Origin of the sequence: Rhodococcus sp. DT1 (assembly GCF_049844875.1) — a bacterium.
Lineage (GTDB): Bacteria > Actinomycetota > Actinomycetes > Mycobacteriales > Mycobacteriaceae > Rhodococcus.
This window is the reverse complement of sequence record NZ_JBNCLW010000005.1, coordinates 427,744-448,540: the sequence shown is the minus strand read 5'-3', so window position 1 is coordinate 448,540 and position 20,797 is coordinate 427,744. Positions and strand designations below refer to the sequence as shown.

Annotated in this window: 21 protein-coding genes and 1 riboswitch; of the genes, 12 read left to right on the top strand and 9 right to left on the bottom strand. The window is 69.0% G+C overall.

The window, feature by feature from the left end:
* Window positions 1-128 precede the first annotated feature (128 nt).
* The 4 genes from ACLQ3J_RS15460 to ACLQ3J_RS15445 all read left to right on the top strand — a co-directional run bounded on the left by ACLQ3J_RS15460 (window position 129) and on the right by ACLQ3J_RS15445 (window position 4,307).
* A complete protein-coding gene (locus tag ACLQ3J_RS15460; RefSeq protein WP_169621176.1) occupies window positions 129-1,256 on the top strand; it encodes a citrate synthase 2 in 1,128 nt (375 codons plus the stop codon).
* 79 nt (window positions 1,257-1,335) lie between these two features.
* A complete protein-coding gene (serC, locus tag ACLQ3J_RS15455) occupies window positions 1,336-2,457 on the top strand; it encodes a phosphoserine transaminase (protein WP_169621177.1) in 1,122 nt (373 codons plus the stop codon).
* A gap of 238 nt (window positions 2,458-2,695) precedes the next feature.
* Window positions 2,696-3,595 carry a septation protein SepH gene (sepH, locus tag ACLQ3J_RS15450; protein WP_425903783.1) on the top strand — a complete coding sequence of 300 codons (900 nt, stop codon included), beginning with the start codon at window positions 2,696-2,698 and terminating at the stop codon, window positions 3,593-3,595.
* Window positions 3,596-3,605: 10 nt separating this feature from the next.
* Complete coding sequence (locus ACLQ3J_RS15445) at window positions 3,606-4,307, top strand: DUF6928 family protein (RefSeq protein WP_169621178.1); 702 nt, start codon at window positions 3,606-3,608, stop codon at window positions 4,305-4,307.
* A 41-nt stretch (window positions 4,308-4,348) separates the two neighbouring features.
* On the opposite strand, the gene ACLQ3J_RS15440 is transcribed toward ACLQ3J_RS15445, so the two are convergent.
* The 4 genes from ACLQ3J_RS15440 to ACLQ3J_RS15425 all read right to left on the bottom strand — a co-directional run bounded on the left by ACLQ3J_RS15440 (window position 4,349) and on the right by ACLQ3J_RS15425 (window position 7,932).
* Window positions 4,349-5,155, bottom strand: coding sequence for a TrmH family RNA methyltransferase (locus tag ACLQ3J_RS15440; RefSeq protein WP_169621179.1), 807 nt, complete (start codon window positions 5,153-5,155; stop codon window positions 4,349-4,351).
* Window positions 5,156-5,495: 340 nt separating this feature from the next.
* A complete protein-coding gene (locus ACLQ3J_RS15435; protein ID WP_206036957.1) occupies window positions 5,496-5,963 on the bottom strand; it encodes a MarR family winged helix-turn-helix transcriptional regulator in 468 nt (155 codons plus the stop codon).
* A gap of 22 nt (window positions 5,964-5,985) precedes the next feature.
* Window positions 5,986-6,417: a MarR family winged helix-turn-helix transcriptional regulator gene (locus ACLQ3J_RS15430; protein WP_169621180.1), complete on the bottom strand. Its 432-nt coding sequence runs from the start codon at window positions 6,415-6,417 to the stop codon at window positions 5,986-5,988.
* A gap of 45 nt (window positions 6,418-6,462) precedes the next feature.
* A complete protein-coding gene (locus tag ACLQ3J_RS15425) occupies window positions 6,463-7,932 on the bottom strand; it encodes an NCS2 family permease (RefSeq protein WP_169621405.1) in 1,470 nt (489 codons plus the stop codon).
* A gap of 81 nt (window positions 7,933-8,013) precedes the next feature.
* Here ACLQ3J_RS15425 and ACLQ3J_RS15420 point away from each other — a divergent pair, with 81 nt between their 5' ends.
* Window positions 8,014-8,262 carry a DUF2530 domain-containing protein gene (locus tag ACLQ3J_RS15420; protein WP_425903780.1) on the top strand — a complete coding sequence of 83 codons (249 nt, stop codon included), beginning with the start codon at window positions 8,014-8,016 and terminating at the stop codon, window positions 8,260-8,262.
* Window positions 8,263-8,307: 45 nt separating this feature from the next.
* On the opposite strand, the gene ACLQ3J_RS15415 is transcribed toward ACLQ3J_RS15420, so the two are convergent.
* Genes ACLQ3J_RS15415 through ACLQ3J_RS15405 form a run of 3 tightly spaced genes read right to left on the bottom strand, consistent with a single transcriptional unit; the run spans window position 8,308 to window position 12,585 of the window.
* On the bottom strand, window positions 8,308-8,847 hold the full coding sequence (locus tag ACLQ3J_RS15415) for a phosphatase PAP2 family protein (protein ID WP_169621182.1): 540 nt from the start codon (window positions 8,845-8,847) through the stop codon (window positions 8,308-8,310).
* Window positions 8,844-11,651: a sacsin N-terminal ATP-binding-like domain-containing protein gene (locus ACLQ3J_RS15410; RefSeq protein WP_425903778.1), complete on the bottom strand. Its 2,808-nt coding sequence runs from the start codon at window positions 11,649-11,651 to the stop codon at window positions 8,844-8,846. Before ACLQ3J_RS15410 ends, ACLQ3J_RS15415 begins: the two co-directional genes overlap by 4 nt.
* 1 nt (window position 11,652) lies before the next feature.
* Complete coding sequence (locus tag ACLQ3J_RS15405) at window positions 11,653-12,585, bottom strand: DUF3027 domain-containing protein (RefSeq protein WP_169651902.1); 933 nt, start codon at window positions 12,583-12,585, stop codon at window positions 11,653-11,655.
* A gap of 62 nt (window positions 12,586-12,647) precedes the next feature.
* Between ACLQ3J_RS15405 and ACLQ3J_RS15400 the strand changes: the two genes are divergently transcribed.
* The 3 genes from ACLQ3J_RS15400 to ACLQ3J_RS15390 all read left to right on the top strand — a co-directional run bounded on the left by ACLQ3J_RS15400 (window position 12,648) and on the right by ACLQ3J_RS15390 (window position 15,736).
* Complete coding sequence (locus tag ACLQ3J_RS15400; RefSeq protein WP_296551073.1) at window positions 12,648-13,469, top strand: glutaminyl-peptide cyclotransferase; 822 nt, start codon at window positions 12,648-12,650, stop codon at window positions 13,467-13,469.
* 96 nt (window positions 13,470-13,565) lie between these two features.
* Entirely contained in the window at window positions 13,566-15,245 is a 1,680-nt protein-coding gene (locus ACLQ3J_RS15395) for an MFS transporter (RefSeq protein ID WP_296551072.1), read from the top strand.
* Window positions 15,242-15,736 (top strand): DUF2771 domain-containing protein, encoded by a 495-nt coding sequence (locus ACLQ3J_RS15390; protein ID WP_240952269.1) that lies wholly within the window; start codon window positions 15,242-15,244, stop codon window positions 15,734-15,736. Before ACLQ3J_RS15395 ends, ACLQ3J_RS15390 begins: the two co-directional genes overlap by 4 nt.
* Before the next feature lie 119 nt (window positions 15,737-15,855).
* Here the strand turns inward: ACLQ3J_RS15390 and ACLQ3J_RS15385 are convergent, their stop codons facing one another.
* Window positions 15,856-16,269, bottom strand: a complete 414-nt coding sequence (locus ACLQ3J_RS15385; RefSeq protein WP_296551088.1) for a cold-shock protein — start codon at window positions 16,267-16,269, stop codon at window positions 15,856-15,858.
* Between the two features lie 168 nt (window positions 16,270-16,437).
* Between ACLQ3J_RS15385 and ACLQ3J_RS15380 the strand changes: the two genes are divergently transcribed.
* The 3 genes from ACLQ3J_RS15380 (at window position 16,438) to ACLQ3J_RS15370 (ending at window position 18,138) form a co-directional block, all read left to right on the top strand.
* A complete protein-coding gene (locus tag ACLQ3J_RS15380; RefSeq protein ID WP_169621188.1) occupies window positions 16,438-16,680 on the top strand; it encodes a hypothetical protein in 243 nt (80 codons plus the stop codon).
* The gene (locus ACLQ3J_RS15375) at window positions 16,677-17,069 is read left to right on the top strand and encodes a YccF domain-containing protein (RefSeq protein WP_169621189.1); all 393 of its coding nucleotides are present in this window, start codon (window positions 16,677-16,679) and stop codon (window positions 17,067-17,069) included. Before ACLQ3J_RS15380 ends, ACLQ3J_RS15375 begins: the two co-directional genes overlap by 4 nt.
* Window positions 17,070-17,316: 247 nt before the next feature.
* Window positions 17,317-17,549: riboswitch (cyclic di-AMP (ydaO/yuaA leader) on the top strand.
* Between the two features lie 7 nt (window positions 17,550-17,556).
* A complete protein-coding gene (locus tag ACLQ3J_RS15370; protein WP_169621190.1) occupies window positions 17,557-18,138 on the top strand; it encodes a transglycosylase family protein in 582 nt (193 codons plus the stop codon).
* A 127-nt stretch (window positions 18,139-18,265) separates the two neighbouring features.
* Here ACLQ3J_RS15370 and ACLQ3J_RS15365 read toward each other — a convergent pair whose 3' ends face one another.
* The gene (locus ACLQ3J_RS15365; protein WP_169621191.1) at window positions 18,266-18,454 is read right to left on the bottom strand and encodes a hypothetical protein; all 189 of its coding nucleotides are present in this window, start codon (window positions 18,452-18,454) and stop codon (window positions 18,266-18,268) included.
* A gap of 60 nt (window positions 18,455-18,514) precedes the next feature.
* Between ACLQ3J_RS15365 and ACLQ3J_RS15360 the strand changes: the two genes are divergently transcribed.
* Complete coding sequence (locus ACLQ3J_RS15360) at window positions 18,515-20,797, top strand: helicase-associated domain-containing protein (RefSeq protein ID WP_425903777.1); 2,283 nt, start codon at window positions 18,515-18,517, stop codon at window positions 20,795-20,797.

The window sequence follows — 20,797 nt, the reverse complement described above, 5'->3', positions numbered from 1 at the left end:
ACACGCGGTCGAGGACTAGAGTTCACCTGACGACTCGAGTGGGGTGCCGATCACAGTCACCGGTGTCCTCATTCCACCGGCAGTGCGGCTCGGATCGGGCGGCACACGAAAGAGGAGAGCCCATTCGCATGGCACCGCGCGCGTCTGTACCCGAGGATTTCGTCGCAGGTCTCGAAGGCGTCGTCGCCTTCACCAGTGATATCGCCGAGCCCGACAAGGACGGTGGCGCACTGCGTTACCGCGGTGTCGACATCGAAGAACTCGTCGCTCGGGGCGTGACCTTCGGTGACGTGTGGGCACTTCTCGTCGACGGCGAGTTCGGCCGGGGTCTGCATCCCGCCGAGCCTTTCCCGCTCCCGATCCACACCGGCAACGTGCGCGTCGATGTGCAGGCGGGCCTCGCGATGCTCGCGCCCATCTGGGGCTTCCAGCCGTTGCTCGACATCGACGACGCGACCGCCCGCGACAACCTCGCGCGCTCCGCGGTGATGGCACTGTCGTACGTCGCTCAGTCGGCGCGCGGCATCTACCAGCCGGCGGTACCCCAGGAGCAGGTCGACCAGGCGAAGACCGTGACCGAACGGTTCATGGTGCGCTGGAAGGGCGAGCCCGACCCGAAGCACGTCGAGGCCATCGACGCCTACTGGGTGTCGGCTGCCGAGCACGGTATGAACGCCTCCACTTTCACCGCCCGGGTGATCGCGTCCACCGGTGCCGATGCGCCTGCCGCACTGTCCGGCGCCGTGGGTGCGATGTCGGGTCCGTTGCACGGCGGTGCCCCGGCGCGCGTGCTGCCGATGATCGAGGAGACCGAGCGCAGCGGCGATCCGCGCGCCGTGGTCCAGGGCATCCTGGACCGCAAAGAGAAGCTCATGGGCTTCGGGCACCGTGTGTATCGCGCCGAAGATCCCCGTGCCCGCGTGCTGCGCGACACCGCCGAGCGACTCGGCGCTCCGCGCTTCGAGGCCGCTGCGGCACTCGAGCAGGCAGCGCTGACCGAACTGCGGGAACGCCGTCCCGACCGCGCCATCGAGACCAACGTCGAGTTCTGGGCCGCCGTGATCCTCGATTTCGCCGAGGTTCCGGCCGCGATGATGCCGGCGATGTTCACGTGCGGGCGGACCGCGGGCTGGTGTGCGCACATCCTCGAGCAGAAGCGTCTCGGCAGGCTGGTGCGTCCCGCCGCGATCTACACCGGGCCGGATCCTCGGTCCGTCGAGGCCGTCACCGGCTGGGAGTCGATCTCCCACCGCTGACGCACCCGGTCGGACGCTCACGCAAGCGGTCTAGACTACATCTGCACCATGTCACTCGACGCTTAGGACACGCATTCCGATGGCAGACGCTTCACCGATCATTCCCGCCGACCTCAAGCCCGCAGACGGCCGTTTCGGCTGTGGCCCGTCGAAGGTTCGCCCCGAGCAGCTCCAGTCGCTCGTCGACGTCGGCGCTTCGGTATTCGGCACCAGCCACCGGCAGAAGCCGGTCAAGGACGTCGTGGCCCGGGTGCGCTCCGGCCTGCGCGAGCTGTTCGCCCTGCCCGACGGCTACGAGGTCGTCCTCGGCAACGGCGGCACCACGGCATTCTGGGATGCAGCCGCGTTCGGCCTGATCCGCGAACGGTCGCAGCACTTCACCTACGGCGAGTTCTCGTCGAAGTTCGCCTCCGTCGCCAAGAAGAATCCGTTCATCGGCGATCCGATCGTGATGGGCTCCGAGCCCGGATCGGCTCCCGAGATCGTGGCCGACGCGTCCGCCGACCTGATCGGCTGGGCGCACAACGAGACGTCGACGGGTGTGGCTGTGCCCGTGCAGCGTCCGGCCGGGTCGTCGAACGCGCTCATCGCGATCGACGCCACCTCAGGTGCCGGCGGGTTGCCGGTCAACATCGCCGACAGCGACGTGTACTACTTCGCTCCGCAGAAGTGCTTCGCGGCGGACGGCGGGTTGTGGATCGCGCTGATGAGCCCGGCCGCGCTCGAGCGCGTTGCCGAGATCAAGGCGTCCGGCCGGTACACCCCGGACTTCCTGTCGCTGCCGATCGCGGTGGAGAACAGCAGCAAGGACCAGACGTACAACACCCCGGCGCTCGCCACCCTGCTGCTTTTCGCGAACCAGATCGAGTGGCTCAACGCCAACGGTGGCCTCGACTGGGCCGTGAGCCGCACCAAGGATTCGTCGTCGCGCCTGTACGAGTGGGCCGAGGCTTCCGAGTTCGCGACGCCGTTCGTCACCGATCCGGCGCTGCGCTCGCAGGTGGTCGGAACGATCGACTTCGCCGACTCGGTCGATGCGGCGAAGGTCGCAAAGATCCTGCGCGCCAACGGCATCGTCGACACCGAGCCGTACCGGAAGCTGGGGCGCAACCAGTTGCGCGTCGGTATGTTCCCGGCGATCGATCCCGAGGACGTCACGCAGTTGACGAAATGCGTGGATTGGGTGGTTTCGCAGCTCTGAGCAACGGGTAGTCAGCGACGGTCGCGAGGGGCCGGGTCCTCAGCGGGGCTCGGCCCCTCTCCCGTACCCAACCCTCAACCTAAGATCGAGACATTTCGGTGAACCTAGGACCATAACGCGTCCTGGGGGAAATCGTGTGACGCCGCCCGGCGTGGCGCGGCGTGTCCGCGCCACGAAATGTGACGACTCGATTACAGTCGGGCGGGTCAATCGCGATCGGCGCGCGAGGAGGTCAAAGGTGCGAGAGCTTCGAGTGGTCGGTCTCGAGCCCGATGCAAAATATGTCGTGCTCGCCGATCCCAACACGGGTGACAAGTTCCGTATTCCGGTGGACGACACCCTGCGTGCGGCATCACGCGGCGATCTCGCCCGCCTGGGCCAGATCCAGATCGAAACCACGAGCCAGCTCCGTCCCCGCGAGATCCAGGCGCGGATCCGTGGCGGCGCGTCGGTCGAACAGGTCTCCCAGGAGGCCGGCATCCCGATCGCCAAGGTCGAGCGTTTCGCCTACCCGGTGCTGCTCGAACGGTCCCGGGCGGCCGACATGGCGAAGAAGGGTCACCCCGTCCGGCCCGACGGACCCACGGTCGAAACCCTCCTCGAGATCGTGACGCAGGCGTTCCGCGCCCGCGGCCACAACCTCGACGAGGCCACGTGGGATGCCTGGCGCGACGACGACGGGCACTGGGTCGCAGAACTGCAGTGGCAGGCGGGCCGGTCCACCAACACCGCGCACTGGCGCTACCAGCCGGATGCGCACGGCGGCACCATCACCGCGCTCGACGACATCGCGGCAGACCTCGTGGACCCGGATTGCGGCCGTCCGCTGCGATACCTGACCCCGGTCTACTCCGCACGCGACGTCGACGACTCGACCGAAGCGGAGATCGCCGAGCGCCGGGCAGCCGTGGCGAGCCCGATTCCGCTCGACCAGCCCGCGGTCGCCGAGCCCAGTGCGGAACCCGCCATTCTCGAAGCCCCCGGAACCGAGACGGTCGCGGTGACCGCATCCGACGAGCACGAGGATCCCGCCGCGGCGCACACCCCGCACTCGCCGAACAGGGACAAGCGCGGTAAGCCCGCACTCCCGTCCTGGGACGACGTGCTGCTCGGCGTGCGCAGCAACGGACGCATCTGAGGGATCACCGATGGCGTCGATCGTCTCGGCGCTGTGGCACGTCGACGCTCCCGATCCGGCCGCGGTCCTTCGGGACTCCCGGCCGGATCCCGAGGCGGCCCGCGCGCTGCTCGGGCGCCTCTTTCCGGACCGGCATCCCGCTGCGATCGGCCGGGTTCCGCTCTCACTCGCGGTGCACGGCGGCGATCCCGGGGGCAAGCAGGTCTTCGTCGGCAGCTACCCCGGCGTCACCGTCGTCTGCAGTAGCGAACTGTCGCTCCGCACCCCCTCGCAACTGCCGTTGCGGTGGCGGCAGACCCTCGCGGCCGAACACACGTTTCTCACCGTGTCCGACGCACCCGGGGCATGGGGCGCCTTTGCCGCATGGGAGCGCGGCACGCTCCGACGGGCATTCGGGGCGAGCACCGTGGAGTTCTTCGAGGACGAGGGCGTCCCGTTCGCGTGGGAACGTCCGTTCTGGGCCGGCGAGCATCCGATCCGCTGGCCGGCCGAGGTCGCTCCCCCGCCGCACTCGCTCCCTTTCCACCCTCGCCGACTCGTCGAGCACGCCAACGCCGCGTGGCTCGGCTTCCGGTATGTGGGGCGGCTCGCCGCCGAACCCGATCCCGCCGACATCGAGGTGTGCGGGTTCGAATTGCGGGACCGGGAAGAAACCGCACCGGCGCCCCGGCGTCGCCGTCCCTCGTGGTGGCGGCGCACTGCCCGCCTGTAGCCACAGGTCAGCCTGTAGCCACCGGTCAGCCTGTAGCCCGGTCAGCGCGGAATCCGGACCCGTTCGTAGAACGCCATCGCGGCGGCCGTGGCGACATTGAGCGAGTCGGTGCCCGGGGCCATCGGGATCCGCGCGCGCACGTCGGTTGCACGCATCGCGTGTTCGGTCAGTCCGGGGCCCTCGGCGCCGAGGAGCAACGCGACTTTCTCGCCGGTCATCGCTGCGGAAAGGGGGACGGCGTGCGGATCGGGAGTGAGCGAGATCAGCTGGAAACCCTTGTTCCGCAAGATATCCAGATCGTGCGGCCACCGGTCCACAGAGGCGAACGGCACCCGCAGGACGTGCCCCATCGACACCCGCACCGCCCGCCGGTACAGCGGGTCGGCGCAGCCTTTCGCGAACAGCACCCCGTCGACTCCGAGCCCGGCCGCATTGCGGAACATCGAACCGATGTTCTCGTGATCGTTGACGCCTTCGAGCACCGCGACGGTCGTGGCCTTCTCGAGCACGTCGCCGAGTTCGAGCGGCTCGGGACGGTTCGCAACCGCGAGGACACCGCGATTGAGATGGAACCCCACCACCTCGGCCATGACGTCGGCGTCGGCCCGGAAGAACGGGACGTCGACGTCGCGCAGGTCGTCGGCAAGTTCCCCGAGGCGCCGGTCGACGCCGAGCAGGCTTGTCGGCGCGAACCGCGAATCGAGCATCCGCTGCACCACCAGAACGCCCTCGGCGATCACGAGTCCTTTGCCGCCGGGAAGGTCGGGCCGGCGATCCGAAGAGTTGAGATCGCGGAAGTCGTCCAGCCTCGGGTCGGCCGGGTCGTCGATGTCGATAACGTGAACCACATGCTCATTGTCCCAGCAGACCGGAGCACGAACCCGCCGGGTCCGGACCGGTCGCGCAGGCGCGGGGCGGCGGTACCTCGGCCCGTCCGGGACCACCAGCGAGCCCGATCACCCTTCCGGGTGCGGGCCTGAACGGCGCGTGGCGTCAGCGGTGGTCGGAGGAACCGTCGGTAACGAGGCGGTACAGCACGTAGATCGAGAACCAGACGATCGCCACGGACGCCAGCACGAGCAAGATCTCGTAGAAGAGAACCACACCCCGATGCTACGGCCGGGCCGGGGCACCCGACCGGCCATCGGTGAATTCTGCGCGGTCACCGCGTGCGACGGCGGTTCGAGCTCAGCTGCCGGCGAGCCGTTCCCAGTGCTCTGCGACGCGCTGGAGCGTCCTGATGAACTGCACCTGTTCGTCCTCCGGCAGGGGCGACAGCAACGGCCCCTTCAGTGCGGTCACCCGCGCCGTCACCTTGTCGAGCACCGTCTCACCCTCCGGCGAGAGGTACAGCAACTTTCTCCGGCCGTCGGAGGTGTCCGGGATCCGGGCGAGCAGGCCGCGCACTTCGAGGCGGCGCGAGAGGTCGGCCATCGTGGAGTTGTCGAGGGCGACCGCGACGGCCATGCTTCCCTGATCGGAGCCCGGGAACAGGCGCACCGCGGTCATCACGGAGAACTGCGGTCCGGTCAGAACAGGATCGACGTACTTGCCCCAGTACGCCGTGTACGCCTGGTAGAGCCGGCGCGCGAGGTATCCCGGCATGCCGAGCAGGTCGGGTGGAGTCGGTAAGACCTCGTCGCTCTCGCGTGTCACCTGTTCAGCCCCCCGTCGCGGATCAGTTCTCGTCGTTCACCAGTGCCGAGAGGATATCTATGGCGCTGCGGAGCGTCGTAAGGCTGGCCGGATCGAGCTTCTCGAGACGCTCCGTCAGCCATGCTTCACGGGCCTGCGCCTCGTCGGCGAGCATCTCTTTCCCGGAATCGGACAGCGTCACGATGATCTGGCGGCCGTCGGTCGGGTGCGGCGTGCGCCCGACGAAGCCCAGGTCGTGCAGTGACGCGATGACCCGTGTCATCGACGGCGGCTGAACGCGCTCACGGGCTGCCAGCGCCCCCGGTGTCATTGCCCCCTCCGAACCCAGCGTCGCCAGAGCCGACAGCTGAGTCAAGGTGACCCGGGAATCTGTGCGTCTCCCCCGTAAATGACGCGTCAGACGCACAACGGCGATCGCGAGGTCGCCTGCTAGTGCGCGTGTATCCGAGATCATGGCGAGCACAATACGTCACCTGGGCCCGGACGCGGCCCGACGCGACTAGGTGAGAATTTCGGTGAGCGGATCGATCGCGAAATACACCGCGAAGAGCGCCGCGACGATCCAGAGAATCGGGTGGATCGTGCGGATCCGCCCTCCGGCCGCATGCAGGACCACCCAGGTGATGAATCCGACGCCGATGCCGTTGGCGATCGAGTAGGTGAACGGCATCACCATGATCGTCAGGAAGGCGGGCAGCGCCACGGCGAAATCGGAGAAGTCGATGTCGCGGACCTGACCGATCATGAGCGCACCCACGACGACCAGTGCGGGCGCGGCCGCCTCGATCGGAACCACTTCGTAGAGCGGGGTGAGGAACATGGCCAGCAGGAACAGCACGCCGGTCACGACGTTCGCCAGACCGGTGCGCGCACCCTCGGCGATACCCGAGGCCGACTCGACGAACACCGTGTTCGACGACGCCGACGCGCCACCACCGACGATCGCGCCGGCACCCTCGACGACCAGGGCCTTCCCGACGTTGGGCAGGTTGCCGTCCTTGTCGGTGAGTCCGGCTTCCTTGCCGAGACCGGTCATGGTGCCCATGGCATCGAAGAAGTTCGCGAGGACCAGGGTGAACACCAGCAGCGTCGCGGCGATCACGCCGATGCGGGTGAACGCTCCGAGCAGGTCGAACTGGCCGACCAGGCTCAGATCCGGAATGCCCAGGAACGACCCGGGAGCCTCCGGCGTGCTCAGGTTCCAGCCCTTGGGGTTCGTTCCGAGCGACGGGCCGACGTCGGCAACCGCTTCGACGATCATCGCGATGATCGTGGTGACGACGATGCCGATCAGCAGACCGCCGCGGACCTTCCTCGCCACCAGCACGCCCATGATCAGCACGCCCATGACGAACACGAAGGTGGGCCACGAGGCAATGGACCCGTCGATGCCCAGTCCGACCGGCACAGTCGTCCCGGCGGCATCGGGGATGCGGCGGACGAAACCTGCGTCTACCAGGCCGATCATCGCGATGAACGCGCCGATACCGGCGGCGATCGCAGCCTTGAGAGCCGGCGGGATCGCGTTGAACACGGCGGTACGGAAGCCGGTGAGGGCCAGCACCACGATGATGATGCCGTCGATGACGACCAGGCCCATCGCTTCGGGCCACGTCACCTGCGGCGCGATGCTCACGGCGAGCAGGCTGTTGATGCCCAGTCCGGCTGCGATCGCGAACGGATAGTTCGCGACGACACCGAAGACGATGCTCATCAGACCCGCGACCAGTGCGGTGACCGCCGCGACCTGATTGATCGGGAGGATGTTGCCGAGAACGTCGATCTTGGCGGTCGCGTCGTCGGCGGAGAAACTGCCGAGAATCAGCGGGTTGAGGACAACGATGTAGGACATCGCGAAGAAGGTGACGATGCCGCCACGCACCTCGCGGGACAGCGTCGAGCCGCGTTCGGAGATCTTGAAATACGTATCCAGAAAGGATGATCGCTTGGGTTCGGTGCCCACTGCCATGTCCATGAATTCCGCTCGTCGAGTACGGTGCGTCGCAACGGGAGAAGATTATTGCAGCCGAAACGAACTAATCTGCAAATCGTGAATCCAGCCCACACCGCCGCAGCGCGGACCCGGCGTCTCGCCGATCCGCGCCCCGCCCTCGCAATCGGAACCGCATTGTGGGTGGTCGCGACCGTCGTCGTCCTGCTCGGCGGGGACCGCTGGAGCGACATCCTGCCGGTCTGTATCGCGGGAATTCTGGTGGGGCTGTTGGGTTCTGCTCTGTTTCTCGCTCAGCGGCGCGCGGCACGACGGGGGCATCGGGGCGCGCAGGTCGGCTTGGACTGAGCCTCGTCGCGAGCCGCCGGTACGCCGGAACGGACCCGGCGGCGCTCATCGGGCCGGGCGCACCCGAGTGAGAAACCACACCCAGAGCAATGCCCACGCGACCCCGCAGATCCAGCCCGCGACCACGTCGGTCGTCCAGTGCGCGGCGAGGTAGATCCGGGACAACCCCACGACCAGGGAGTAGGTGGCCAGGACGGTGAACGCGGCGATCCGCCGCCGGTCCCCGCGCGGCCAGGTCCGCACCACGACGACGGCGAGCACCGTCGCGAGGATGGCGGTCATCATCGCGTGACCCGACGGGAACGATTCGGTCTGGATCACGATCAACCGCTCCGGTTCGGGTGGGCGGGTCCGCCCGAACAGGTTTTTCAGCAGGGACATCACCGGCCACCCGGTCAGCACGGCTCCGCCGACCAGAGTTGCGTCGCCCGTCCTGCCGGCCCGCATGAGCAGCACCGCAGCGATCAAGGCGAGCACGATGGTGGCGCCGACACCGCCGGTGTGCGTGATGCCGGTCATCAGCGACGTCAGCCACGGCTCGCGGACGGCGACCGCCCACTCGAGCACATCGGCGTCGGGGCTCACGATCCTGTGCCGTCCGGTCCCGCGACAGCGTGCGCGTTGCTTACCGCCGCGACAGCGGGCACCAACCCCTCGACGGTGCTGTGGGTCGTTCCCGAGGCGTCGACCCACCACGACACGTCGTGGTCGCCGGTCAAGGCACCGGAGCAGCGAACGGTGAGCCGGTCGTGCAGGACGAGCCGGCCCTTCGGGAGGGGTGCGCCCGTCATCACCGTGGCGGCGACCGCAGCGGGTTCGCGGTCCCACGTCGTGGTTCGGCCCTGCCGGGTGGGCTCGGCCGTGACCACAGCCGAGGCGACCGGCAGGTCGAGAAGATCGGCGAGTGCCGACGCGGTTCCCGCCGCACCCGTGACGAGCCGATCGGGCGGAATCACCCCGGCCCACCACGGCCGGTCCGGGATCAGCGCGTCGGCGGCGTCGACCACCGCCCCGGATACGGCCCGAACACCGTCGGGCAGTGTCACGGCGTCGGCCTCGACGGTGCCGGACGCGAACGCGCGGGCGAGAGTCGTGTGGGCGGCGACGATCACCGCAGGTGTGGGGTGACGTGCCGCGTCGGCCAGCCGGTCGAGGAGAGTCTGAGCGAGATCGAGGTCGTCGAGTCCGTCACCGGCGAGACAGCTGCGGAACGCGTCCGCATCGGGATGTGTGCACGGGTCGAGCAGGCCTTCGAAGGTGGTGTCGTCGGCCCATCGGTACCGGCCCAGCCGTTGCCCGTCGAGGATCGCTTCGTTGCGCAGCCACCACGCCGTGTACCCGGTGCGGTCGGCGAGTGCCGCGGCGGTCGCCGGGTCGGACGCCAGCAGGGCGAGTGCCTGCGCCCAGCGGTCCTCGTCGACCAGGTCGAGGTCACGCACCGCCACAAGCGTGTCCGGATCGGTGTCGACCGTCTCCCACCACAGGTCCTCGTCGGGCAGGTTGTGGTCCGGTCCGGTGGGCAACTCGGCTCGCAGGACGGTGAATCCCCACCCGACCCCGACTGCGCGGAGTGCATCGGCACCGTACTTCTCGACGACGTCCGACGCGACGGTGCCGAACGGGGCGTCGTCGACGAGGACCTCCGCGAGCGGTGCGCCGGGCAGGAGCAACTCGTCCGCCGGCGTGAGCTCGCCGTGCGCGTCGGGCAGCGGCAAGGCGCCCAGTTCTCGGGGAACGGCACTCGCAGGCACATGCGTGACCAGTCGCAGGACGACATCGGCGAGCGTCGCGGGAGTGTCGTCCGTGGGGTCGTCGAGGTCGGCGTCCTCGACCGCCGCGACGAGCGCCGGATCGGACAGGAGATCGGCGGCGCTCACGGTGCCCGCGCCCAACCGCACGAGCAGCGGATGGGCCGCGTCGGGATGCACGAGCCGTACCCACGGCAACGCCAGGTCCCGGACCTCGGGCAAGTCGGAGGCCAGCACCGTGGTGCGGGGACCGGTCACCGTGCGCCCGTCCGACAACGGGACCGGCAGGGAGGCGAGTTCCTCCGCGACCACCCCGTCGACGACGAGCGGCATCAGCGCCTCGTACAGCGAGTTCCACCAGTGCGGTTCTCGGTGGTGGCCGGAGAGCAGTTCGGCGAGTCGCGCGGGGCCGATGAGCTGGACGTCCACCGCGGCAAGGGCCGGAGCGCAGCGCGGCGTACACAGCGCGGGCGAGATCAGCCCGGGAACGATGTCGGCGAGCACCTCTGCCAGCTCGTCGGTGAGACCCGGAAATGCGACCGCGCGCGACGGCAACAGGTCTGCACTGCCGTCGGCGGCGGGCAACCACGGCCGGCTTCGAAGATCGTCGAGCACCGCTTCACGCAGTCGGTGGTCGGCGTCGCTGCGCGCGAAGCCCGGCGTGGGCACGAGGTCGAGTCGCTGGTCGGCCGGCAGTGCCGCGACGAAGGACGCATAACCCTCGCCCGCCGTCTCGAGGTGTCCGCCCGGCAGCATCCGGCGACGGTCCGGCTGCATCGCCACATCGGCGACGACCAGCGCCGGCAGGGACAGTTCCTCGTCGGAACGGGTGGGTGCTCGAAGCACGTCGGCGGTGACGGGCCGCACCCGGTCGCGCACGACCGGCACGAGCCACCGCGCAGACGAGCCGCGGTACTCCCACCAGCGGAGTTCCCCGATCCGCACGTCGTGCAGCCCGGACGGGAGCAGTGCCTCCGTGCGTGTCAGTTCGTGCCCGTCGACGACCACGGTGCGTAGGGCCGGCAGTTCGAGCAGTACGTCGGCCGCCTCGTCGCGGAAGCGGTCGAGCAGCACTTGCGCGTCGATGCCCGGCCTGAGGTGCAGCACGACCTCCGTGTCGGTGCCGTCGGAGGGTGCGGTGTCGGTGGGCCACGCCAGTCGCAGGGCCGGGATCCCCGATGTGGGCACCGGAAGATCGTGTTCGGCGAGGACGTCGCGTGTGCGGGATTCCGAGAAGCGAACGGACCCGGTGCGGGAGCGCACCTCGATCTCGCCGGCGACCGAGAGGACGGCTGTGAAACCCACGCCGAACTGCCCGACGCCCTGCTTCTTGCTGGACGCGCGCAGCGCCGTCAGTGCCTGCAATCCGGCTTCGTCGAGAGGTTCTCCGACGTTCGCGACGTGGAGCGCGTCGCCGTCGCACCAGACCCGCATCTCACCGGCGATGCCGGCGCGAGTGGCGGCGTCGGCAGCGTTCTGGGCGAGTTCGGTGAGAACCCGGTCGCGGTAACCCGCGCGAACATAGTCGGCTTCGGTGGCGGCGTCCTCACGCAACCGAGTGGGCGACGACCGCCACGCCGCGACGATGCCGTCCCGGAGCGCCGCGGTACCGAACGGATCCGCGGAGTCGGGGGCCGGCACGTCAGTCGGTCTGCCCGGTCGCGTCGTTCTTCTCGGTCGCGTCGTTCACCTCGGTGGAGACGTCTTTCCCGTCCGAGGCGTCTTCCTCATCCGAGGTGGCCTTCTCGGCCGGGTCGCTCGTCTCGGTCGAGTCGCTCTCGGTGCGGGCGCGCGGAATCTCGACGATCTCCACGGCTGCATCGTCGTACGCGGAGTACTGCGGCGAGCCTGCGCCCGTGGGAAGGGTCGTGTCCGAGTGCGCACCACATCCGTACTCGGCGTGCACGACGTGCCCGTCGGCAGCGAACTCGTTTCCGCACACGCCGAACGCGGCGCGCAGCGATCCGGCGAGCGGGAGGTAGAAGCCGCACAGCCCGCACGTGGAAGGGGCCGCCTTGGCCATTTCCGAGTTCGGGCCGTAGTCGCCCTCGTACCAGCGCTGAGCATCCTCGAGACGTCCTTCGAGGCTCATCACCTGCTTGCGGCCCAGCCCGATCTCGAGGGCGGTCTCGTCGACCTCCGGATCGCCGGACTGCACATAGCCGGGCACGAGACGGGGATCATCGGGAACCGGCGCGAGCAGATCACCCGGTCCGAGGTCACCGGGCCGGATCCGCTCGTTCCACGGAACCCATGCGGGGGCGATCAGCGAATCAGGCCCGGGCAGCAACGCGAGTTCGCTCAGCGTCACATGGTCCGAACCCGGAACCGCCGCGACCACGACGGCCCATTGCCACCCGCGGTACCCGGGAAGTTCCGCCGCGAAGCGGTGCGTGGCCGCGTACTCGTTCTCGAAGGTCACGCCCAGATATGCACCGATTCCGCCCTCTCCGAGTTCGACGAGCGCGGTTCGGGCGACGTCGACGGCCCCGGCGAGCAGAGATCGCACCGCGGGGTCGACCGCAGGATCCGTACCGGGGGCAGTGGCAGAAGGCACAACACTCACGAAGCCCATTCTGCCGCACCACCCCGGCGGCGCGCCCCCGGGTAGCGGGAACCTGATGCCATGATGAGCGCGTGCGCCGCCTTTTCCTCTCCGCCACGCTCGTCCTGACGGCATGGGCGGCCGTCGCGGGATGTGCGGACAGACAGGTCGCGGAGCCGGGTGAACCGCCCGAGCAACTCCGGGTGGAAGTCCTCGCGACCCATCCGCACGACCCGGGCGCGTTCACCCAGGGACTCGAGGTGGACGGCGGCGAACTCCTGGAGGGAACCGGACTCGAGGGGCGGTCGTGGCTCTCGGCGCGTCCGCTCGACACCTCGACGGTGCCCGCCGTGATCGCACCGGACGACCGGACCCGCGTAGAGCTCGACGACGACCTCTTCGGCGAGGGCATCACGGTGGCGGGCGACACGGTCTGGCAGCTGACATGGAAGGACGGCGTGGCACTGGCCCGCGACCGGGACACCCTCGGCGAGCGTCGCCGTGTCGACATCGACGGAGAGGGCTGGGGGCTGTGCGCCCGATCCGACGACGTGGTCATGAGCGACGGATCGTCGGAACTGACCTTCCGCGATCCGGTCACCTTCGCCGAACGAGGGCAGGTCACCGTGCACCGTGACGGTCGCGCGGTCTCGCAACTGAACGAACTCGAGTGCGCCGAGGACGGCACGGTCTACGCGAACGTGTGGAAGACCGACGAGATCCTGCGCATCGACCCGGCCACCGGGCGGGTGGAGGCACAGATCGACGCTTCTGCACTGCGCGACGAGTTGCCTGCCGAGGACGCGGGTGCTGTCGACGTACTGAACGGAATCGCGCAGATACCCGGCACGGATCGCTTTCTGGTGACCGGCAAGTACTGGCCCGCCCTGTTCGAAGTGCGTTTCGTGCCGTGATCGCCTTCGCAGCGCGCGGGCGGTGCTCGCCCGTGGTGGCGACTCCACGGCATGCCCGCCTGCACGCAGGGCGCGTCGTGGGGAAGAATCGATCACGTGACCGAGCCGCACGAGCAAGCTAGCCCCGACAGGGCGGACGGCCGTGCCCCGGGCTCGCGGCATCCGGGCTACAGCAACTACCCGCCGCCTCGACGCGTGTCGGGACGCCGCACGCCCCTGCCTCCGCTCCATCCCCTCGACGAGACCGCGCGACCGCCAGGAACGAAAGCCGCGGGCGGCCGCGACGGCGATCGCTCGTCGTCCGAGGCGCCGCCGCGGGCTCCACGGATACCTCGCAAGCTGACGGTGACCCGGGTTGCCGCGCTGCGCAGCCGCGAACTCACCCACAAAGGCATCGCGACCTTCCGGAGAGCAGCGACGGCGGACGGCGCCGACAAGTCGGGACTCACAGCGCTGACCTACGCGACGATGGCGAATTTCGCCTCCGACGCGGCCATCGCGGTGGCACTGGCGAACACCCTGTTCTTCTCCGCCGCGACCGGGGAGGACAAGACCAAGGTCGCGCTGTATCTCCTCATCACCATCGCGCCGTTCGCGGTCATCGCTCCCCTGATCGGGCCTCTGCTCGACCGCCTCCAGCACGGGCGGCGTCTGGCGCTCGCGACGTCGTTCGCACTGCGGACGGTGCTGGCGGTGGTCCTGGTGTTCAACTTCGACAGTTGGGCGCTGTATCCCGCGGCGCTGGCGATGATGGTGCTCAGCAAATCGTTCGCCGTGCTCAAATCCGCGGTGACGCCCCGAGTGCTGCCACCCGAGATAGACCTGGTGCGCGTCAACTCGCGACTGACCGTGTTCGGTCTGGTCGGCGGCACGATCGGCGCCGGTGCCGTCGCCGCGGCCGCCGCCTGGGCGTTCGGCTCGTCGGGTGCGCTGTGGCTGTGCGCCGCCATCGCGGCGTTCGGCGCCTACCTCAGCATGCGGATCCCCGCGTGGGTGGAGGTCACCGAAGGTGAAGTTCCCGCGACGCTGTCGTACCGCGGGTCCGAGGCACCGACCGAAGTGCTCGACACGAAAACCGAAGTCATCCACACGGGCAACGGCAAACGGAAACAACCTCTCGGCAGGACGGTTGTCACCGGTCTCTGGGGCAACGGCACGATCCGCGTTCTCACCGGGTTTCTGACGTTGTTCATCGCGTTCGTCGCGAAGGCCACGACGGACCACGATCCGATCATGCAGGCCGCGACCCTCGGCCTGGTCGGCGCCGCTGCCGCGATCGGCAACTTCGCCGGCAACGCGACGGGTGCGCGGCTGACGCTGGGACGCCCCGCGGTGATCGTGGTGCGGTGCGCCGCCGCGGTGGTGATCGTCGCCGCGATCGTCGCCGCGACCGATCATGTGCTCGCCGCCGCGCTCGCCGCGCTCGTCGCCGCATGCGCGAGCGCGCTGGCGAAGGTGTCTCTCGACGCGTCGCTCCAGCAGGACCTTCCCGAAGAGTCGATCGCGTCCGGTTTCGGCCGGTCCGAGACCGTACTTCAGCTGAGCTGGGTCTTCGGCGGCGCGATGGGCGTACTGCTCCCCACCGAGTTGTGGCTCGGCTTTTCCGTGGTGACGGTCATCCTGATCCTCGGTTTCGCACAGACTCTGCTCACCTACCGTGGGAGCACACTCCTGCCGGGACTCGGCGGGCGCAGGCCAGAACACGTCTCCACAGAGACAGGCACCGGGCGGACCGTTCGCCCCGGTGGACACGCAACCGGAAATGGGAATCGATGAACCTGCAAGCTCGGACGAAGAAGACGATCGGAGTGATCGTGGTGGCCCTCGTGGTCGTCGCGGCGGCTTTCACCGTGGTGGTGTGGAAGCTCGTCGACTCCGCCGAGCCCACGCCGCCCCAGATCACCGCCTACGCCGCCGGTACCGCGGTGACCGCGGACCCCACCCAGTACTGCAACCTCTATCTGGAGGACTGCACCGAGAACGCGATCACGACGCTGTCCGTGCCGGCGGGCTACCCGCTCCAGCTGTCGCTTCCCGCGGAGATCTCCGACGCTCCGTGGCGCCTCATCGCGGTGTACGGCGACGTCGAGACCGGCGAGACGTTCCTGGACGGCGTCATGTTCGAGTCCGGCGCGCAGCGGGCCGTGACCGTGCCCAGCGACCCGTCGATGCAGTTGCTGGGCGTGGAAGTCCAGCTCCCGTCGGCCGTCGTCGACGAGGCGGGCGAACCGATCGCGCACGCTGTCTGGGCTATTCAGACGTTCTGACCCCAGACCGTCGGATCGGCGCCGGCGCGCAGTAGTCCGAAAAAGCGAATGGCGCATCGGGTCCGTTTCCGGATCCGATGCGCCACAGGCGTAAGGCCGACGAACAGCCGCGTCGGAAATCAGTGATCGAGTTCCCGGGCAATCGCGCGCATGACCTCGGAGATCGTCTGCCCCGCCTTGCGGTCCGGGTAGCGTCCCCGCTGCAGGTTGGGTTGAACCGTCGCCTCGAGCAGCTTGATCATGTCCTCGACCATGCCGTGCAATTCGTCGGGCGAACGCCGCTTCTGCTGGGGTGCTGCCTCGCGCCGGCCGGCGGTCTGGCGGAGCGTCGGCTGCTCGAGCAACTCGACCTTGAGCGCCTGCGGACCCCGTCGGCCCACTGCCATGCCGAACTCGACACGCTGCCCGGGCTTGAGGGCCTCGACGCCGTCCGGCAGCGCGGAGGCGCGGACGTAGACGTCCTCACCGTCGTCCTGGGACAGGAACCCGAATCCCTTTTCGACGTCGTACCACTTCACCTTGCCGGTTGGCACCGCGCTCACCCGCTCCTCGACAGCCGCGCCCCGTGGGCACGCGTGGATTGCACAACAACTGGACATGCACAACGCGCCCCGACTCGGTTGGAGCGGGACGCGTAGACGATTCCCAGTGTACCCCGAGCCATTTGCCCGGTTCCGTCCGCAGAGGACTACCGTGGACGCGTGGGCACTTCTTCCTCCGCTTCCCCCAAACCTCCCCGCAACGGCCTCCTGAAGGCCGCGGTGGCGTGCTTCGCCGTCGGCATCGTCGCGGTCGTCGCCATCTTCTTGATCCCCGCGCTCACCGACGGGACACCGGGTCTGGTGCTCTATCTCCTCACCCTGGCGTGGCCGCTCGGTTTCGCTCTCGCTATCGGGTTCGCCCTGCAGTCGGGCCGTCGCGCCCGGAACGGACGGAATACATGAGGGTCCTGCTGAACATCATCTGGTTGATCTTCGGCGGCCTGTGGCTCGCCCTCGGCTATTTCCTCGCCGGTGTGATCTGCTGCATCCTCATCATCACGATCCCGTTCGGCATCGCGTCGTTCCGGATCGGCGTCTACGCGCTGTGGCCGTTCGGCAAGACGACCGTGGACAGACCGGGCGCGGGCGCGGCGTCGCTCATCGGAAATGTCATCTGGATCCTGGTCGCGGGCATCTGGCTGGCCCTCGCCCACATCACCACCGCGATCGCCATGGCGATCACGATCATCGGCATCCCCCTGGCCATCGCCAATCTCAAGATGGTCCCGATCTCTCTGATGCCGCTCGGCAAGGAAATCGTTTCGGTGGATTCACGCCCGCAATACCTGTGACCTTAGTCACATCACGGTGCAGTAACAAACGAGACTCGAAACAGGTTTGAGTCGCAACGCCCGCGGCTACCTGCGCCTTCTCCGACGCGTGCGCCCATCTACCCCAGGCCCGGCCGGACTAGTCGTGCGTTATCAAATGGTGACACTCCCCCGCCCAACCGTTACGGTCATGACCGGTCGAACCGCCTGGCTCGGCCGGTCCGAATCCGCCGCGCCAAATTCCTGTCCCGCGGACTCGGAGGTCCCGACGAAAGATCCACGGGGACAGGAAACGGGGGACCCAACCGGTCTCCCAGGAAATCGCCCGGTTCGCCGGACAGTTTCCAGGAGGCCCGGGCCGATGCGCGAGCAACGACCCTAGGGGTGAAGCCGTACCGCTCCACGGAGCGTGCGAACCGTCACAGACGGGACGCGACGGCCGGGCTACCTCTTCAGCCCGAACCCGACAGCTGACCTCGTAGGTGCGTACGGAGAGGAAATTCGGAACATGAGCGGACGCCATCGCAAGCCCTCCAACACCGGTCGTACCGTCGCGAAGTTCGCGCTGACCGGCGCCGTTCTCGGCGTCACCGGCGTCGCCTTCGGCGGCACGGCTGCGGCAGCCCCCGACTCCGACTGGGATCGCCTCGCACAGTGCGAGTCCGGCGGCAACTGGGCCATCAACACCGGCAACGGCTACCACGGTGGCCTGCAGTTCTCCCCCAGCACCTGGAACGCCTACGGCGGTGGCGACTACGCCCCGACCGCAGCAGAGGCCAGCCGCGAGCAGCAGATCGCTGTCGCCGAGCGCGTGCTCGCCGGCCAGGGATGGGGCGCATGGCCGTCGTGCTCCTCGAGCCTGGGCCTGTCCAGCGCTCCGACGGAACGCGCCGTCGACGCCACTCCGAGCGCACCGTCGGCACCGAGTGTCAGCAACCCCGTGCCGCAGCTGCCCGAGGCTCCCGCACTGCCGCCCGAGGCTCAGAACATCATCGCCGGCTTCGAGCAGGGCGTCGAGGCTCTCCAGGACGCCGGCATCCAGCTCGATCCGAGCGTCCTCGACGCCGTTCGCGCCGTTCTCCCCCAGTAAGTCCCCACAGACACGAAAGAGCCCCGCACCGATCCGGTGCGGGGCTCTTTCACGTGCCGTGCAGGGTGAGCCATGCGGCACACCCTCGCTACGCCCGGCCTCTCGCGAGGCCGGGCCGGACGAAGAATCAGCGGTTGATGACCGTGCGGGGATGCGTGTAGGGCAGGTCCTCGACCGGCAGCGGAAAGACCATGTCCTCGCCGTACGGCGAAAGCGGGCCGGAACGCGTGGAGGACAACTCGGTGACCGCATGGTCTCCGTCGGCCAGCTCCGGCCATCCGTGGTCGACATACTGTTTCTTCGAAGAGGTAGCCATGCCGCTCATTTTGGCAGGTGAGTTCGTGGTGGGCCACCTCAGGTCTCTAATCTGAAACGGATGACCTCGACCACGCCTGCGCCCGACACCGCACCGGACTCCCTCGCCCGGTGGCTGTCCGGTCGGCGCGACACCGAACTGGCTGCTGCACTGCACGCGCGGCCCGACTTGGTCGTGCCCCCACCTGCGACGATGACTGTTCTGGCGAGTCGCGCGCAGCAGCGGGCTTCGGTCTTTCGCGCCGCCGACGAACTGACCACCGCCGACTTCGGGATCATTGCCACTCTGGCGGGCCTCGGTGCCGTGGACGCCGCCGTGCCCCGAAGCACGCTCCTCGACGCGCTCGGCGGTCGTCTCGGCGCCAAGGCGACCGACCGCATACTCGACAAGCTCCGAGGGTTGCTGCTCGTGTGGGGTCCCGCCGACGCGCTGCGGCTCGTCGCCGCATCTGTGGACGCCGTTCCGTGGCGGATCGGCCGGGCCGGTGACGCCGACCTGCCGTCCCGGGAGGAACTCGAGGAGATGCTCGCCGAGCTCGAACCCGCGCAGCGCAGCATTCTCGACACCCTCGCCCGGACCTCGCCGGTGGGACGCACCCGCGACGCCGCACCGGGCACTCCCGAGGACCGGCCCGTCCAGAGACTTCTCGCCGCCGGATTGCTCGTCCGAATCGACGACGAGACCGTGGAACTGCCGCATCGGGTGGGCCAGGCGATCCGCGGCGATGCGCCGTTCGATCCCGGCTCGCTGACCGCACCCCGCGCCTCCAAAGCCGTCCGCACACTCGCCGATGTCAATGCGACCGCTGCCGGCGCCGCGCTCGAACTCCTCCGGCACTGCGAGAATCTTCTGTCGACGCTCGGCGAGCAACCCGCCCCCGTTCTGAAGGCCGGAGGGCTGGGAGTACGCGAACTCCACCGTCTTGCGAAGGCCGTGGGTATCGAGGACCAGCACGCGGCGCTGCTCGTCGAGGTGCTCGCTGCTGCCGGTCTCCTCGCCCGCGGTATTCCCGACCCTCCTCCGCCGGGAGATATCGACGACTACTGGGCCCCCACCACGTCGGCCGACGGCTGGCTCGCGGCTCCCCCGGCTCACCGCTGGGCCGTTCTGGCGGGCGCGTGGCTGGACATGTCCCGCCGTCCGTGGCTGGCGGGCCGACGCGACCAGAACGACAAGCCGATCGCGGCGCTGTCCGACGAAGTGAAATCCACGACCGCCGTCCGCGACAGGCGGCTACTGCTGGAAGTTCTCGCCGACGTCCCCGGCTCCGCGCCCACCGTCGCAGAGATCCGCGCCGTCGCGGCGTGGCGCAGGCCGCGCTGGGCGGGCCGATTCGACCTCGACACCGTCACCGAAACCATCCGGGAAGCCACCGCACTCGCCCTCGTCGCACACGACAGCCTCTCCTCCGCCGGGAAGGCCCTCTTGCACGGCGGAGACGCCGAGTCGGAGATCGCCGCGGCCTTGCCGGAGGCTGTCGACTACGTACTCGTCCAGGCCGACCTGACGATCGTTGCTCCCGGTCGTCTCGTGCCCGAACTCGCCGACCGGATCGCGCTGGTCGCCGATATCGAGTCGGCGGGTGCCGCGACCGTGTACCGGATCAGCGATGCCAGTGTGCGGCGGGCGCTCGACGCCGGGGTGGGCGCGGGTGACCTGCACGCACTGTTCGCCGCCCACTCCCGCACCCCGGTGCCGCAGGCGCTCACCTACCTGATCGACGACGTCGCCCGACGGCACGGACGGTTGCGCGCGGGAGTGGCGAGTTCGTTCGTCCGCGCCGACGATCCCGCCCTGCTGGCGGAGGTGCTCTCCGCGCCCGTTGCGGCCACCCTCGCCCTGCGCGCCGTCGCTCCGACCGTGGCGATCTCGCAGGCGCCGCTCGCCGAGGTACTCGCCGAGTTGCGTGCCGCGGGTTTCTCACCCGCGGGCGAGGACTCGTCGGGCACGGTCGTCGATCTGCGTCCGCGCGGAACGCGGGTCACGGTGCCCCGGACCCGCGCGCGCTACGCGGGGCCCATGCCTCCGAACGAGGAACAACTCGCGACCCTCGTCCGTACCCTGCGTGCCGGAGACCGTACGGAGTCGGCGTCGTCGGGTGCCTCCGCTCGCGGGGACGGCAGCCGAACGGGAGGCGCAGCGACCCTCGCGCTGCTGCAACTCGCGTTGCACGCACACCGCAGCATCACACTCGGCTACGTCGACGCGCAGGGCGTGGCGACCCGCCGCATCGTCGATCCCGTTGCTGTCGGTGGCGGGCAACTCGAGGCCTTCGATCCCGCCTCGGGGACCGTCCGCAGTTTCGTGCTGCACCGCGTGACATCGGTTGCGCTCGTCGACTGA